13 protein-coding genes are annotated in these 15,003 nt (G+C 45.9%); 7 read left to right on the forward strand and 6 right to left on the reverse strand.

All coding sequences use genetic code 11. The annotated features are described in order from the left end of the window. Nucleotides 1–201: 201 nt before the first annotated feature. The gene (locus tag H6F63_RS10105; RefSeq protein WP_190637002.1) at nt 202–1,080 is read right to left on the reverse strand and encodes an Rpn family recombination-promoting nuclease/putative transposase; all 879 of its coding nucleotides are present in this window, start codon (nt 1,078–1,080) and stop codon (nt 202–204) included. Continuing rightward, nucleotides 1,055–1,207 carry a hypothetical protein gene (locus H6F63_RS10110; RefSeq protein ID WP_190637004.1) on the reverse strand — a complete coding sequence of 51 codons (153 nt, stop codon included), beginning with the start codon at nt 1,205–1,207 and terminating at the stop codon, nt 1,055–1,057. The genes H6F63_RS10105 and H6F63_RS10110 overlap by 26 nt, the downstream gene beginning before the upstream one ends. Before the next feature lie 9 nt (nt 1,208–1,216). On the opposite strand from H6F63_RS10110, the gene H6F63_RS10115 reads away from it, so the two are divergent. Together H6F63_RS10115 and H6F63_RS10120 are read left to right on the forward strand one after the other, a co-directional pair. Next, nucleotides 1,217–1,999, forward strand: coding sequence for an ABC transporter permease (locus tag H6F63_RS10115; protein ID WP_190435593.1), 783 nt, complete (start codon nt 1,217–1,219; stop codon nt 1,997–1,999). Nucleotides 2,000–2,161: 162 nt separating this feature from the next. Further along, entirely contained in the window at nt 2,162–3,031 is an 870-nt protein-coding gene (locus H6F63_RS10120; protein ID WP_190637006.1) for an aldo/keto reductase, read from the forward strand. Nucleotides 3,032–3,262: 231 nt separating this feature from the next. Here H6F63_RS10120 and H6F63_RS10125 read toward each other — a convergent pair whose 3' ends face one another. Beyond that, a complete protein-coding gene (locus H6F63_RS10125) occupies nt 3,263–4,021 on the reverse strand; it encodes a ferritin-like domain-containing protein (protein ID WP_190637007.1) in 759 nt (252 codons plus the stop codon). Nucleotides 4,022–4,129: 108 nt separating this feature from the next. Between H6F63_RS10125 and H6F63_RS10130 the strand changes: the two genes are divergently transcribed. The 3 genes from H6F63_RS10130 (at nt 4,130) to H6F63_RS10140 (ending at nt 7,548) form a co-directional block, all read left to right on the forward strand. Beyond that, a complete protein-coding gene (locus tag H6F63_RS10130; RefSeq protein ID WP_190637058.1) occupies nt 4,130–5,725 on the forward strand; it encodes a gamma-glutamyltransferase in 1,596 nt (531 codons plus the stop codon). A 237-nt stretch (nt 5,726–5,962) separates the two neighbouring features. Further along, nucleotides 5,963–6,631: a fasciclin domain-containing protein gene (locus tag H6F63_RS10135; protein ID WP_190637010.1), complete on the forward strand. Its 669-nt coding sequence runs from the start codon at nt 5,963–5,965 to the stop codon at nt 6,629–6,631. 197 nt (nt 6,632–6,828) lie between these two features. Beyond that, nucleotides 6,829–7,548, forward strand: a complete 720-nt coding sequence (locus H6F63_RS10140; RefSeq protein ID WP_190435580.1) for a heme oxygenase (biliverdin-producing) — start codon at nt 6,829–6,831, stop codon at nt 7,546–7,548. Between the two features lie 231 nt (nt 7,549–7,779). Here the strand turns inward: H6F63_RS10140 and H6F63_RS10145 are convergent, their stop codons facing one another. After that, a complete protein-coding gene (locus tag H6F63_RS10145) occupies nt 7,780–8,217 on the reverse strand; it encodes a DUF4332 domain-containing protein (RefSeq protein WP_190637012.1) in 438 nt (145 codons plus the stop codon). A gap of 344 nt (nt 8,218–8,561) precedes the next feature. Between H6F63_RS10145 and H6F63_RS10150 the strand changes: the two genes are divergently transcribed. Next, entirely contained in the window at nt 8,562–8,984 is a 423-nt protein-coding gene (locus tag H6F63_RS10150) for a DUF2267 domain-containing protein (protein ID WP_190420080.1), read from the forward strand. 174 nt (nt 8,985–9,158) lie between these two features. Continuing rightward, nucleotides 9,159–10,205, forward strand: coding sequence for a cobalamin biosynthesis protein CobW (gene cobW, locus H6F63_RS10155; RefSeq protein WP_190637014.1), 1,047 nt, complete (start codon nt 9,159–9,161; stop codon nt 10,203–10,205). Between the two features lie 201 nt (nt 10,206–10,406). Here cobW and H6F63_RS10160 read toward each other — a convergent pair whose 3' ends face one another. Both H6F63_RS10160 and mfd read right to left on the reverse strand, forming a co-directional pair. Next, nucleotides 10,407–10,772: a Mo-dependent nitrogenase C-terminal domain-containing protein gene (locus tag H6F63_RS10160; RefSeq protein WP_190637016.1), complete on the reverse strand. Its 366-nt coding sequence runs from the start codon at nt 10,770–10,772 to the stop codon at nt 10,407–10,409. A 565-nt stretch (nt 10,773–11,337) separates the two neighbouring features. Further along, nucleotides 11,338–14,835 (reverse strand): transcription-repair coupling factor, encoded by a 3,498-nt coding sequence (gene mfd / locus H6F63_RS10165; protein ID WP_190637018.1) that lies wholly within the window; start codon nt 14,833–14,835, stop codon nt 11,338–11,340. Nucleotides 14,836–15,003: the final 168 nt, after the last annotated feature.

The following is a 15,003-nucleotide window of genomic DNA, read 5'->3' on the forward strand; positions in this document are numbered from 1 at the left end:
TTGATAATTTCTCCGACTACTATGTCGAGAATCTGTGTTGCCCATTTCGCCTAAGTGTTGGGTGAGAGACTTAATTAATCGTTTGCTGTTGATATCTGAGGCTTTGTCATAGTTGGGTAGAGATTACTTCTGCTGTAGTTATTAAACCGCAGAGGCGCAGAGGGCGCAGAGGAAGAGAGGGAATAGTGCGATCGCGTTTACTCAATGGAGTTGCCTATCTATTGACCCAATTGACTGATAGATTTGCCGCAATTCATCTATAGTGTTCACACTCATCACTCCCCGCTGAATTGCTTTTAATAACTCTAAGTCCGAAATCTGAGATATTTCTGGCATTAGCTGTAACCCCTCAGTGCCGAATTTTACCTCTAAACCGAGTTCAATACTTGCTAGCCGGTCTTGGCGTATCCCCTTTTGCTCGCCCTGTTGTAAAATTTCTTGATACCAAGGAGATTCTTGTAATACTGCCATATCCCACCTCATTATTTGCTGGACTAAACTACTTCCTAATACGAAAGTAGCAAAAAATGCCATGACTGTTTCAAAATCGCTCAATCGCTCATCGGCACGTAAAACTTGTAATGCTCTTTGTATTGTGGATTCGTCTGAACCATTCTTCAGTACGGGTACAAAGGGGATGAGAGGTAAAGATGGTTCGGTAAATGCTACTTCAGCATCGACTTCCCAAAGATTTATTACGCGGTAGTCTTGACGTGCCTGCAAGCCTGCAAATTCTGACTCGTAGCGAGTGGGAATTTCAACGTCACCTTCTTTTATGATATTAACCAGTACGGGATAGGTGGGTAGGTTGTATTTTTCTTCTGCCAGTGCTGCATAAGCCCGCATTCGTTTGGGCATAGTAGGCTTGTAACGCAGTTGTATCTCGTTAAGTACCAAGAAGTCGCCATACTCGACACTTTTTGCTTTGATTAGCGCGTCATTCTCGCGGCTTATCCACTGGAATTCGGAGTTAAGAATCTCTCCGGCTATTATGTCAGGAATCTGTGTTGCCCATTTCACCCAGATTTCTGGTGCGAGACTAATTAAACGTTTGCTACTGATATCTGCGGCTTTTGGCATAAGAGTAGATGCGATCGCTTCTGTTGTAGTTTATGGGTAAACGAACCACAGAGGCGCAGAGGAGTGCGATCGCGCGATGGTGGTGAGGATGCGATCGCGTTATCTTCAAAATGGCAGATTTTAACAACTTAAGAAGATGCAACGATATTTGAGGGTACTGGGGTTATTTTGGAATACAGCGATCGCTGCTGAACTTGAATATCGAGTAAACTTTGTCTTGGCAGCATTCAGCAGTTTGGGAAACCTCGCCGGGAGTATGTTCGGGTTGTCCTTGTTCTACAGCAACGGTTACACTTTTGACGGATGGAGTTGGGAAGAAGCTTTGGTGGTGTTGGGAATTTTTACACTTTTACAAGGCTTTTCGGCTACTTTCCTAGTTCCTAATTTAAACCGCATTGTGGATCTGGTTCAGCAAGGAACTTTAGATTTTGTACTTTTAAAGCCAATTAGCAGCCAATTTTGGCTTTCTACTCGCACAATTTCCCCTTGGGGTTTGCCGGATTTATTATTTGGAATTATTGTAATTGCTTATGCTGGTTTCAAGTTAGGTTTGCATAGTGGCGACTATTTTCTAAGTGCAGTTCCGCTACTATTTGGTTTTGCAATTCTCTATAGTTTGTGGTTTATGCTAGGTGCGACTAGCATCTGGTTTGTGAAAATCTACAATGTTACTGAGGTACTGAGAGGTTTTCTGGAAGCTGGGCGGTTTCCGATGGTTGCTTATCCTACTGCTTATCGTTTCTTTTTTACCTTTATAGTGCCAGTAGCATTTTTAACAACTATACCAGCGGAGACGATGCTAGGACGTGGCGAACTTAGTTGGATAGTAAGTGCAGGTGTGTTGGCGTTGGTGCTGTTAGTTGCTTCGCATTTTTTGTGGCGGTTTGCGTTGCGTTTTTATACCAGTGCTTCGAGTTAGAATTGCCCTCTTAGACGTAGAAACACAACAATACCGTGTCTCTACAGGGTATTGATAGACAGAATTTGCGATCGCGTGTTGAGAACTAACCGTCAGACAGACGATTTCTATCCGCGGATCTTCAATCAATTGAAGGGTAGAAGACGAAAGCAAGGTTTAACGATGCAAACGAAAGAACTGGGAAATACTGGTGTAAAAATAAGCGCGATCGCACTCGGTGGAATGCCAATGTCTTTAAGTAGCAGACCGCCGGAATCAGAATCAATCAAAGTTATCCATCGCGCCCTCGATTTGGGTGTCACAATGATTGATACTGCTGATTCTTACTGCAAAGATGAATCAGACAAACACCACAACGAACGACTAATTAGTAAAGCGCTTTCATCTTATGGCGATAACAGTAATGTCATCGTTGCTACTAAAGGGGGACTGATGCGCCCGGATGGTAGCTGGACTCGCAACGGCGACCCGAAACATTTGCGGGAGACGATTAAGATTAGTTTTGAAGCTTTGGGTGGCAAGAAGCCGATTGATGTTTGGCAGTATCACGCACCAGACACAGATTATACCATTGAAGAGTCGCTAAAGCCAGCAAAAGAAGCTGTGGATGAAGGTTTAATCCGGTTTGTCGGCGTTTCCAACTTTTCGGTCGAACAAATTAAACGCGCCCGTGAGGTTGTTGATATTGTCTCGGTGCAGAATCAGTACAATCCTTGGTATCGTCAGCCAGAGTTTGATGGTGTGCTGGAATATTGCGAGAAGGAAAAGCTGACGTTTTTGCCTTGGAGTCCGCTTGGTGGTAGTCGGCGGGTGGGGAATTTGGAAGATATAAAAGCGATCGCTACCTTATCCCAAGAAAAAGGCGTATCAGTTTACTGTATTGTCTTGGCGTGGTTGCGAGCAAAGTCTCCAGTTGTTGTACCTATTCCGGGCGCGAGTAAAGTTTCCAGCATTGAAGACTCGGTGCGTGCTGTCGATGTGCAACTATCTGATGAGGAAGTAGCAAAAATTGACAGCGCTACAGCATCTTGAGACTTATTTTTTAGCACCAGGCGATGTTCGTAATCGCGGCTACACAGACAAAACCTGCCTTCGCAGGTTGTAAAGACACGAAATTTCACGTCTCTACATAAGTCCGCGTAGGCGGACTTTGTTCGTGTAGCCGCGATTTCAATCGCCAGGGCTAAGCTTAGTTCGTGTAGCCGCGATTTCAATCGCCAGGGCTAAGCTTAGTTCGTGTAGCCGCGATTTCAATCGCCAGGGCTAAGCTGCGGCTAGTTCTGACTCTTCCTCAGACTCTTCTGTAGGAACGCCATCCTGAACCAGTGAAGACATCTTTCCGCTTTTCTGCATCATATTACTCACCATTGCCAGCAGCGCGTTTACCTTACGAGTCCGCCATTCATCCACAATCTGTTGCACAGTCGCCTCTGGGAAACGACGCTTTAACGCCTCGTAAAGATAAGCTGCGTGTCCGGTTTCGTCGTCGGCGATGCTGAGAAGTCCCTTTTTCAAGGCGACACTGTTCGAGTCATCCTCTGGCAATACGTTAGCCATGCGAACGAAGTCTTTGCTGGCATCTAGTTCTAGGATATAAGTGCTTGCCATGAACACCGTCCAGTCAATATTTTCTGGTTTTATGGCTTCTGGCGGATATCCCTGAAAGTAAGCCTCGAAGAAGGGACTGCGACGACGTTCGTCTGGCTTTCCTTCGGTTGTGGTTTTGGGAATACTCTTAAAGTCGATGACTTGCTTGTTGATTCGCTTCAGGGCCTGGGCGAAAATTTGACCGTGACGCTTTTCGTCGGAGGCGTGACGGGCAAGTTTTTCAGCTAACCAAGTATCGCCTTCTGCGGCGGCGCGATCGCTTAAAGCTTGCAGAAACGGAACTGAACCAGATTCAGCTAGTTGAAATCCAGCGATAACGTTGGGGCGCGTCAGCGGATCGCGGATCTGGCTGGCACCAATATAAGCGCTGGCGCTGGAACCAGCTAGGTGTAAAAGGTAAGTAAAGAAGTTCATTCGTAAATTTCGTTGATTATGAGGAAGCTACAAATGCGATCTTATCGTTGCCAATAGCAATTAGCTATTGGCTTATTGCTAATGTTCCAAGCAAAAGGGTGTGAGGTGATGTTAGAAAATTTGACTGATTATCCTTATTCTTCTGCCCGACGAGTCGTAATGGGGCAGCGGGGCGCTGTGGCCACTAGCCAGCCTCAAGCGGCGATCGCAGGGATGGAAATGCTGTTGGCTGGGGGAAATGCGGTCGATGCGGCTGTAGCGATGGCGATCGCACTTACAGTTGTCGAACCTACTTCCAATGGCATTGGTTCCGATGCCTTTGCTTTAGTCTGGGATGGGCAATTACACGGTTTGAATGCTTCTGGTAAAAGTCCCCAAACCTTGTCGCCGGAACATTTTGCTGGGATGCCGCAAATTCCTTCTTTGGGTTGGTTGACTGTAACTGTGCCTGGTGCTGTGTCAGCTTGGCGGAAATTATCGGAACGTTGGGGAAAGTTACCTTTTGAGCAATTATTTGCACCAGCAATTCGCTATGCCGAAGAAGGTTTTCCGGTGTCGCCGGAGACGGCACGAGCTTGGAAACGGGCGGCTGATATTTATCTACCTCTAACTGCGCCAGAATTTCAACCGTTTAAAGAGGTATTTTTCCCTTCCGGTCGCGCACCTGCGGCTGGAGAAATTTGGCGCAGTCAAGTTCATGCCAAAACGCTGAAAGCGATCGCGCAAACTGGCGGCGAAAGTTTCTATCGCGGCGAACTAGCAGAAGCGATCGCGTCCTTCGCCGCCAACACAGGTGGCATTGTGTCAAAATCTGACTTAGCCGCCCATCAAGCCGACTGGGTGCAGCCAATTTCTACCAATTATCGCGGCGTTACCGTCTGGGAAATTCCCCCCAACACTCAAGGTATCGCCACATTAATTGCTTTAAATATCCTTGAAGGTTACGACTTATCCCAGTATCCCCGCGAATCAGCTTCTAGCTACCATCGGCAAATTGAAGCGATGAAGTTAGCTTTTGCCGATATCCACCGCTACGTTGCAGATTCTAACTTTATGGATATGCCTGTCGAACACCTTTTAGATAAAGCTTATGCGGGTCAACGTCGAAGTTTAATTGGGAAAAATGCGATCGCGCTAGCCGAACCTGGGCTACCCAAAGGCGGAACCGTATATCTTGCCGCCGCTGACTCAGAACTGATGGTTTCCTTCATCCAATCCAACTATAGTGGCTTTGGCAGCGGCATCCTCATCCCCGGTACAGGCATCGCCCTGCAAAACCGAGCATCGGGATTCACCTTAGAGGCGGGACACCCAAATCAAGTAGCAGCAGCTAAACGTCCCTTTCACACCATTATTCCCGGCTTTTTGACGCAAGACAACCAACCCCTCGGCCCATTTGGTGTCATGGGCGCACCGATGCAACCGCAGGGACATCTACAAGTCGTGGCTAACTTGGTGGACTATGGAATGAACCCCCAAGCCGCACTCGATGCCCCTAGATGGCGGTTTATCGCCGGAAATACGGTGCTTTTAGAGCAAGCGATATCCCGGAATATAGCACTGGCTTTGGCTGAGTGCGGTCACAATGTGCAAATTAGCGCGGAATCTGGAATGTTTGGTAAAGGTCAGATTATTTTACGGCGAGGCGGGGTACTTGTCGCCGCCTCCGAACCTCGTGCTGATGGTTTGGCTCTAGCGTGGTAAATCTCGTTCCCAGCCCCCAACTGGGAATGAATGGATTCTGTCCTACTCTGCCCCTTCTTGGGGCAGAAAAATAAGGCTTAAACGAGGTAGAACCTCATTCAAGGCATTGCCAGTCGGAGACTGGGAACGAGAGACGAACTTTTAACTCTCTCTCTTTTGGCTGAGTACATTACTCAATTTATCTATTAAGTTTTGTTAACAAGCTATTTAACTTATCTTTACAACCACAGGTAATCCATGAAAGCAAGCAAACAGATTTTAGGAAAACTTTTGTTCAGTGTTCTTGGTGTTGGTAGCCTTGTAGCTCTGTCTGCCTGCGGCAACCCAGAGACAACAGCCACAGCTCCTACTAGCGAGTCTCCCGTTGCAGAAGCTCCCGTAACTACAGAATCACCAATTGCGGAAGCTCCTACAGCTACAGAATCACCCGCAGCTACAACTGAAGACAAAAACCTCGGAGAACTTGCACAATCAGCAGCTAGTGCTGGTTCCTTCACGACGCTAACCAAAGCAGTGCAAGCAGCAGGCTTGACTGAAAACCTGACTGGTACCACTCCTTACACAGTATTTGCTCCGACTGATGCAGCTTTCGCCGCCTTACCAGCAGGGGTTTTAGACAAGCTACTGCTGCCAGAAAACAAACCAGCGCTAGTGGAGCTTCTGAGCTACCATGTGGTGCCTGGGAAAGTCTCTTCTAGCGAACTGAAAGCTGGAGAAGTGAAAACAGTTGAAGGCACTCCCGTCACCGTCGCGATTGATAGTTCCACCAATGAGATCACGGTGAACAATGCCAAGGTGATCCAGCCAAATATCCCAGCCAGCAACGGCATTATCCACGTCGTTGACAAGGTAATTCTGCCTCCCGATGTGCAAGCAGGTCTTGACGCTCCCAAGACGGCACAGTAAGCGATCGCTTGACGCTTTGTCACTAAATTCATCAAACTCTTGAAGGGTGGGCAATGCCCGCCCTTTTTGGCTGTCCCTTGTAAGAATTCTTAACACCATTTCTCATGAAATCGGTCTACTGTAACGTTTTAGGTGCTTTTTCAGCCTTTTGAAAAAAAGTTACGCTCCTCAGTAGACATTAGGGACAAAAATTTAGCATGAGCAGCAATTTAGCAACAAAATTGCGTGTGGGAACCAAAAAATCTCACACAATGGCAGAAAACGTTGGTTTTGTCAAGTGCTTTTTAAAAGGAGTAGTTGAAAAGAACTCCTACCGGAATCTAGTAGGCAACCTCTACTTTGTCTATTCAGCAATGGAAGAAGAGATGGAACGGCATCGCCAGCACCCGCTTCTCTCCAAGATTTACTTCCAAGAGCTGAACCGGAAAAAGAGCCTGGAACAAGACCTCAGCTACTACTACGGAACCAACTGGCGCGAGCAAGTCTCTGCCTCACCAGCCGCAGAAGAATACGTCAGCCGGATTCGGGAAGTATCTGCTAACTCGCCAGAATTATTAATCGCCCACTCCTACACCCGCTACCTGGGCGACTTATCCGGCGGTCAAATTCTCAAGGGAATTGCTCAACGGGGGATGAACCTCAGCGAAGGGCAAGGCACCGCTTTCTATGAGTTCAACGACATTCCCGATGAGAAGGAGTTCAAAGCAACCTATCGCCAAGCGATGAACGACCTGCCGATTGATGATGCCACCGCAGATAAAATTGTGGACGAAGCCAATGCTGCTTTTGCCATGAACATGAAAATGTTCCAAGAACTGAATGGCAACTTGATCAAAGCAGTTGGTCAAATGCTGTTTAACTCAATTACACGCCGTCGCACTCGCGGTAGCACGGAACTAGCAACTTCCGAAGGATAAAGCATCAGGAATGAAGGAATTTATTCTTTCTTCCAAATAGCCTTTACTTCTGAATTGAGTTCTGATTTATAGACAATATCTCATTTTTTCAAACAATCCTGAAAACTTGGTGATGGTGGTGCCATTATCATCAAGTTTTCAGGATTGTCTGCTTTAATTCAATAATTGTAGGTTGGGTTAAAGGACAGTGAAACTCAACAAATGCTTCAACAGAGCGACAACTTGACATTTTTAAGTGCTTAGAAGACGTGCTTGTTGAATCCATTGCACTATTTCGCCTCTTGATGGGCATAAATCCCGGCGTTGCATTGTTGCCACTTGCAGGCGCAAAATTTGTTGATGTACCTTGTGGATGTGCATTTGAGCTAGTTGCGCGGTGGAAGCAATGCCAGCATGAAGCAGTAACCCGCAATATTGACAACCTACACTAGGAATGCGGGATAAATCGGACAGAGCCACCCATTTAGAAACGTGGTGAATATGAACTTGTAACTTCTCTGATAAGGCGTGTTTTTGCTCTTGGTTATGGCATTGCTGTAATAGTTGCAATGTAGTTGTAATTCCACACTCTATCAGTCGAGCTTGATCTTCAGAACTTATTCCAGGCAATTGCTCAATTCGCCAATTAGTTGGTTTCAAGCGATTTTGAACAGAACGATGAGTATTCATTTTTCTTGCATCACAGCTGATGGACTTTTCGAGGGGCATACAACAATTGTAGGTACTGCAAGCAAGACAATAGCAACGTCCGACCTCAGCAACCACTGTATCAAAACTTCTACACCCAAAAAAGCCACAACCTACCTGTAATTTAAGAATATACACTCTATCAGATACTAATTATCGAAGCAACTGACAGCAGTATTATCTCTTGAGTTCATCCCAAAACTTAGTATAAAATATTTCCCTCTGCGGAGAGAAGCACAACAAAAATTTATTTTTTAAAGTAACTAAAGCTGAAGTTTTCTTACTCAGCAAACCAACTTTATTAGTTTTACTTGGAGGAGTTTCTCATGGAGTCACATCACCCTTTCTTAGAAAAAGTCAGACAAAAGGCTGATTTGAAGGATCTGGATGAAGCTCGCCGTGCCACAGAGGTACTGTTTCGCACCATGCGCGATGTAATGACCAATGAAGCAGTAGAGCGAGTAGAAGAAGAACTGGATAAAAATCCAGCCTCCGATGAAGTAGAAGAGCTTTGGGAAGATACTAACCCCATCGTCAATTTTTTGAGCAAAATTAGACCCCAGTTAAAAATTAAGCCAGAAAACTTTTTAGTAAGACTGAGACAAGAAGGAAATTTACCAGGAGCTGACGCAGAAAAAATTATTAAAGCAATATTTTCTGCTACAAAAGAAGAGTTATCTCCTGAACGTATGCAGGAAGTTGCTAGCTTTCTACCCGGTGAAATTGGCGAAATGTGGGAGCAAGCTTAATTAGCCTTCCATAGGAAAGCCTAAGTAGGTAAAAGTAAATACACCGAACTCTAAGGTGGGCTTTTGGCCCGCCTTAATTGATCAGACAGTATTTTAAGCTTGTGTTAATAATCCCAATTGTGCTAATTTAGAAAGCTATTGATTACAAGTTACTAATTTAAACTTTTTCAAAAAATGGCTACAAAACTCCCCGTAACAGTAATCACTGGCTTTCTAGGCAGTGGCAAAACAACTTTGATTCGCCATCTACTACAAAATAACCAAGGACGACGCATTGCCGTTTTGGTGAATGAATTTGGTGAATTAGGTATTGATGGCGAATTACTGCGTTCTTGTGGCTACTGTCCAGAAGATGGGGACAGCAGCAGTAATATTGTTGAATTGACGAATGGTTGTCTGTGCTGCACGGTGCAGGAAGAATTTTTGCCGACGATGCTAGAGTTGCTGAAGCGGCGAGATAAACTCGATTGCATCTTAATTGAAACATCGGGACTGGCGTTACCAAAGCCGTTGGTGAAGGCGTTTCGCTGGCCGGAAATTCGCAATGCGGCTACTGTGGATGCTGTAATTACAGTCGTTGATTGTGAGGCCGTGGCTGCTGGAACTTTTGCTAGTGATCCAGATGCGGTAAATGTACAGCGTCAAGCAGATCCGAATTTGGAACACGAAACGCCTTTGCAAGAATTGTTTGAAGATCAGCTGGCGTGTGCAGATTTGGTGGTGTTGAATAAAACTGATTTGGTGGATGCTACGCAGCAAGCTGGGGTGGTGGATTTGATTAAAGGAGAGTTGTCGAGAGCTGTTAAGATTGTGGAAAGCAATAGATCGCAACTCGATCCCTCTGTTATTCTTGGCTTGCAAGCGGCTGTAGAAGACAACTTAGATGCGCGTCCCAGTCATCACGACACGGAAGAAGACCACGACCACGATGAGGAAATTTCTTCTGCTCACGTTATTTTAAACCGTGCTTTTGATCCCCAGCAGTTGCAAAAACAATTAGAAGCACTGGTGCAACAACAGGAAATTTACAGAATCAAGGGTTTTGTTGCTGTTCCCAATAAAGCGATGCGCTTAGTATTGCAAGGTGTGGGAACAAGATTTGATCAATTTTACGATAGACCTTGGCAACCAGAAGAGAATCGGCAAACTCAGTTAGTCTTTATTGGTCAAAAACTCAATCAAGTTGAAATTGAATCGCAGTTGGCAGCATTAGCTGGGTGAAATTTATTGTAAGCGATCGCATCCACCACATCTTACTCTTGTTAACCCGATAAGCGATCGCTACTGCCATAAATTATTCGATTGCTTAGATAATGCTTGCAAATATTTCTGTTGAATCTTCTAGGTGCAAGACATTCTAGCCAAAAAAGCCCTCAAGTCGTATAATCCAACTTTTGCCTTCTTAAAAGTAGCAAATTCTATTTAGCAATACGACTGAATATCCAGCCCACACCGATCTACTAAATAGCACAGAGCGCGAAAACGCAAGCCTACTAGTTGCTCGTAAAGTGGATTCAGCTTGCACAGTGGGGGAATATGCGCGATTATGCGACCAAAAATCTTGATATCGCGTTCAAAAGGACACTGTGCAGGAATAGCCTTGGCGAGGAAATGAGCCATCTTAGGGGTACGAATCTCTATCCCATCCAGCCATTGACGCAATGGTTGCAAGATATCAAATTGTCGCTTTTGTAATTTCGCCGGCTTAGCGGCGTGTACGCTTTGTGCTGAAGCTATTGCTAAAGCTTGTAGAGCGCTAGGTTCTTCTTTCGTGCATATCCTACTCATAAGTTCACCTTGTTGATATCCGGTTAGTTGAGTGATTTGCTCATCTCTATTTACCACGGTACAAACCTTAAAGAATAGTGTGGTAAAAGTCTGAACAAAGTTTCTGATAATTTCATAAAGTTTTAATGAAGTAACCAGAAATTCAATATGACACATAAAAATAGCTAAGGCAAGCTTTTCCTAGCAAATTTCTGCTTTTATTTTCAGGAGTGGTTAATATTGATAAGCGCTATTTATAGCTACGTTAAAATTAGCGTCAGTTAAATGAGAGTTGAGAAGACACTTATTTAACCTCAGTTAGCCACTAGCTTTTATTTATTGCGTCTATAAGTTTATTCAAACGTGGCAAGCCGCGAAATCATAAGTACCCAACGGAGTAATTTTTTTTACCTCAATTGGTGCATTTTATGACTAAAGATTGATAGCTGTATCCAAAGCTACAATTCTCTAGAAATTACCGACAATTATTAGGAAAGTCAATTTTTACTAGATAACTATAACACTCTATTGTAGGTTGGGTGAGGTTCCTCAAGCCAACCTACAGAATGTACTATTTGGGTTAAATTTAAACGAGTGCGGGTTCTGGCAATGCTCCCTGCATTTTACCCAACCAAGTTATCAGACTTTCCATCTGTTGATCGGCGCTTAAGGCACCTAAACCGCGAACAGTGACTTTACCAGGGGTATAGACAAAACGAGTTTTCAGGTGTTCTGGCAGATTTGCTCGGATAAGGTTCCAGGCGGGTTCCTCCATTGGTGTCTCTAAGATAACGTGTTGTTTGCCTTCGGGTTTGATGCGACTGAAGCCTAGAGACTTGGCTATTTGTTTAAGTTCCATTACCCGCAACAACTGAGTAGCAGATTTAGGGATGTTACCATAGCGATCGCTCCACTCTGCGGCAATACTTACTAATTCTTCCTTAGAACGAGCCGCAGCAACAGAGCGGTAGGCACTCATCTTTTGATCCAAATCTGTGATGTAGTCAGCGGGGATGAATGCAGTCAGAGCCAAGTCAATCTGAGTATCATCAACTTGGGGAATTTCCTGTCCGCGAATTTCTTTAATGGATTCTTCCAACATTTCCATGTAAAGGTCGAAACCAATTGCATCCATTTGACCAGATTGTTCTGCACCCAACAAGTTCCCGACACCGCGAATTTCCATATCCCGCATCGCCAGTTGATAACCAGAACCCAACTGAGTAAACTCCTGAATTGCTCGTAAGCGTTGCCGGGCGGCATCAGATAGGGCCTTGTGTTTGGGATAAAATAACCATGCGTGAGCTTGGATTCCCGCACGTCCAACTCTTCCTCGCAATTGGTAAAGTTGCGATAAACCAAATTTCTGCGCGTCTTCTATTAAAATTGTGTTGACTCTGGGGATATCCAAACCGGATTCAATGATGGTGGTACACAGGAGGATATCTGCTTCGCCAGCACTGAAAGCAAGCATCGTCGCTTCTAGTTCAGATTCGTCTAGCTGACCGTGCGCGATCGCTAGTTTAACTCCCGGCACCATTTCCCGCAAAGCGGTGGCAGTTTCTTCAATTCCCTCAACTCGCGGAACCACGTAAAACACTTGTCCCCCTCTGTCAAGTTCTTGGCGAATTGCAGTGCGTACCGCATCAGGATCGTATCCAGCTAGGTGAGTTTTAATCGGACGACGAGAAGGCGGCGGCGTGGTAATTAAACTCATTTCCCGAATTCCCGAAAGTGCCATATAAAGTGTGCGGGGAATCGGAGTGGCGCTGAGAGTTAGCACATCAACTTGAGTTCTGAGAGACTTTATTTTCTCCTTTTGATTAACGCCGAAACGCTGTTCTTCGTCCACCACCAACAACCCTAAATCTCGCACCTGAATATCCTTACTAAGTAGCTGGTGAGTACCAACGACTATATCTAGTTCACCCGTCGCCAGCCGCTTAATAATGTTGCGACGTTCCTCAGCGCTGCGGAAACGGTTAAGCAAGCCAACTTCGATCGGGTAAGGAGCGAAACGCTCTTTTAAAGTATGGTAGTGTTGCTGAGTCAGGATAGTAGTAGGGGCGAGAAAGGCAACTTGCTTTCCGGCGGTAACAGCTTTAAAAATTGCTCTAATAGCGACTTCCGTTTTACCAAAACCGACATCACCGCACACCAAACGATCCATTGGGCGATCGCTTTCCATTTCCCGCTTCACATCTTGAGTCGCCTTCAACTGATCCGGCGTTGGTTGATAGGGGAAAGAATCCTCCATTTCCTCTTGCCAAGGCGAATCAGCTGGATAAGTGAAACCTTGCTGTTGCGCTCTTTGAGCATACAATTTCAGCAAATCAACCGCGAGTTTTTTAATCGCCTTGCGGACTTTATTCTTAGTATTTTCCCAAGCCTTACCGGACATTTTATTAAGTTCCGGCGCTTTCCCATCCGTGGCGCGAAACCGGGATAGAGAACCCAGCTGATCCGCCACGACTCGCAGCAAACCATCAGCATACTGCACCACCAAATATTCGCGGGTTTCGTTGCTGACAGTCATACTTTCCAACTTGACAAACTTGCCAACGCCGTGATTTCTGTGAACCACATAATCGCCAGGACGCAGTTTGTTGGGGTCAATTTGCTTAGAAGCAGCGCGGCGACGCTTTCTGATATAACTGGGAGTTGTCAGAGAATGCTGTCCAAAAAACTCCCGATCCGTCACCACGACCAACCGGAAAGTTGGCAGAATGAAACCTTCGAGTTCCGCAACCCCAGAATACTTAAGTGCAATGGGAGTCTTGTGAATTTGCAACTTATCAATTGCCGGGAAATCGCGAGGATTAGGGACAAACTGCGCCGGACAATCGTGTTCTTGCAGCAAAGCCACAGAACGCGAAGGTTGAGCAGAAACAATCCAAACCGCAAAACCGCGATCGCGTTCCTGACGCATAGTTTCAGCAATTTTCGCAAACTGATGAGGAGTCACCGGAACTGGACGACTAGCAAGATTTAACCCCTGACCTTCCTCAACCAACTCCGATAAATACAACCGCTGAAAAGCTTCTGTCGCCGCCAGAGATTCATCAAAAGAACGGTGAATTTTTGGTAATGGGGAAGAATCTTCCTCAGCCAATTTCCACTGTTCCTGAGCATGTTCCACCCAGCGATCGCTATGAGCGCGACACTGATCCGGTTCATCAATCGCAACTAAAGTATTCTCAGGCAAATAATCCAACAAAGAAGCAGGTTGCTCAAAAGCTACCCCCAGCAACCGCCGCGTACTCCTCTGGTCTTCCCCCGCGTCTAAAGAGTGGTTTTTCCCTTCCAAAGCCGCCTGCACAATCGGACTAAAATCAGTAGGAGTCAAAACCAGACGCTCAATCTTATCAAGCGATCGCTGAGTAGCCGGATCGAACTCCCGCATCTGGTCTAACTCATCCCCGAACCACTCCAGACGCACAGGCAACTCAGCCGAAACCGGGAACACATCAATAATATCCCCGCGCCGACTCCATTGCCCCTCCATTTCCACCAAAGGAACCCGCGCATAACCCAGAGTCGCCACCTTCTTACTGAACGCTCCCAAATCCCCGATCCCCTCTTGATCCCCCCTTATTAAGGGGGAGTTGGCGGAGATCGTTACGCAGTAAGGCTTAAAAGCTTCAGGGGGCGGTAAATGCGGTTGTAGGGCGCGTTCCGTTGCTACAATTGCTAATCGTCCGTTGTCAGTTGCCAGCTGTCCGTTGTTCGTTGGCACTGACGGCTGACCGTTGACCAAATCTGCCAACACCTGCATCTGCCCCCAAATCATCTCGGATTCTGGGTCAAAAGGCTCGTAGGGTGACGCTTCCGAAGTTGGATAAAAATGAACCGTCGCGAAGCCCATCGCTTCCAGAGCCGCGCAACAACGGCTAGCTTCCTCAAGGGTGGCACACACCACAAACAAATTTTGCCCAGAGGCTTGTGCCAGGGCGGATGCCACTAAATTTTTTGGCAGGCGAGGAATACCGTTGAGCTGGAGATAGCGCTGACGGTTTAGCTTAGAGACCAGTTCTGTAGTGAGAGGCGATCGCCCCAAGGCACGAATAATAGAAGAAAATGCCATTAGTTGGAGGAAATACTTAATTCGTTCTGACAAAACAGCAGGAGTATATCTCCCTACCTTCATCATTTTAGAAGGCAGATCAAATCGAGACTGGTCTACAGGCAGATTTCTGCTCTACCGAATCTGCTAATTTCTCTATAGCCACCGTTTTTTTCGGGGAACCGATGT

This window comes from Trichocoleus sp. FACHB-40 (genome assembly GCF_014695915.1).
GTDB lineage: Bacteria > Cyanobacteriota > Cyanobacteriia > Cyanobacteriales > FACHB-T130 > Funiculus > Funiculus sociatus.

Excerpts from the sequence above, each read along its gene's own strand:
- H6F63_RS10105 (WP_190637002.1), bottom strand. The coding sequence starts at position 1,080 with ATGCCAAAAGCCGCAGATATCAGTAGCAAACGTTTAATTAGTCTCGCA.
- H6F63_RS10115 (WP_190435593.1), top strand. The coding sequence starts at position 1,217 with ATGCAACGATATTTGAGGGTACTGGGGTTATTTTGGAATACAGCGATC.
- H6F63_RS10120 (WP_190637006.1), top strand. The coding sequence starts at position 2,162 with ATGCAAACGAAAGAACTGGGAAATACTGGTGTAAAAATAAGCGCGATC.
- H6F63_RS10125 (WP_190637007.1), bottom strand. The coding sequence starts at position 4,021 with ATGAACTTCTTTACTTACCTTTTACACCTAGCTGGTTCCAGCGCCAGC.
- H6F63_RS10130 (WP_190637058.1), top strand. The coding sequence starts at position 4,130 with ATGTTAGAAAATTTGACTGATTATCCTTATTCTTCTGCCCGACGAGTC.
- H6F63_RS10135 (WP_190637010.1), top strand. The coding sequence starts at position 5,963 with ATGAAAGCAAGCAAACAGATTTTAGGAAAACTTTTGTTCAGTGTTCTT.
- H6F63_RS10140 (WP_190435580.1), top strand. The coding sequence starts at position 6,829 with ATGAGCAGCAATTTAGCAACAAAATTGCGTGTGGGAACCAAAAAATCT.
- H6F63_RS10145 (WP_190637012.1), bottom strand. The coding sequence starts at position 8,217 with ATGAATACTCATCGTTCTGTTCAAAATCGCTTGAAACCAACTAATTGG.
- H6F63_RS10150 (WP_190420080.1), top strand. The coding sequence starts at position 8,562 with ATGGAGTCACATCACCCTTTCTTAGAAAAAGTCAGACAAAAGGCTGAT.
- cobW (WP_190637014.1), top strand. The coding sequence starts at position 9,159 with ATGGCTACAAAACTCCCCGTAACAGTAATCACTGGCTTTCTAGGCAGT.
- H6F63_RS10160 (WP_190637016.1), bottom strand. The coding sequence starts at position 10,772 with ATGAGTAGGATATGCACGAAAGAAGAACCTAGCGCTCTACAAGCTTTA.
- mfd (WP_190637018.1), bottom strand. The coding sequence starts at position 14,835 with ATGGCATTTTCTTCTATTATTCGTGCCTTGGGGCGATCGCCTCTCACT.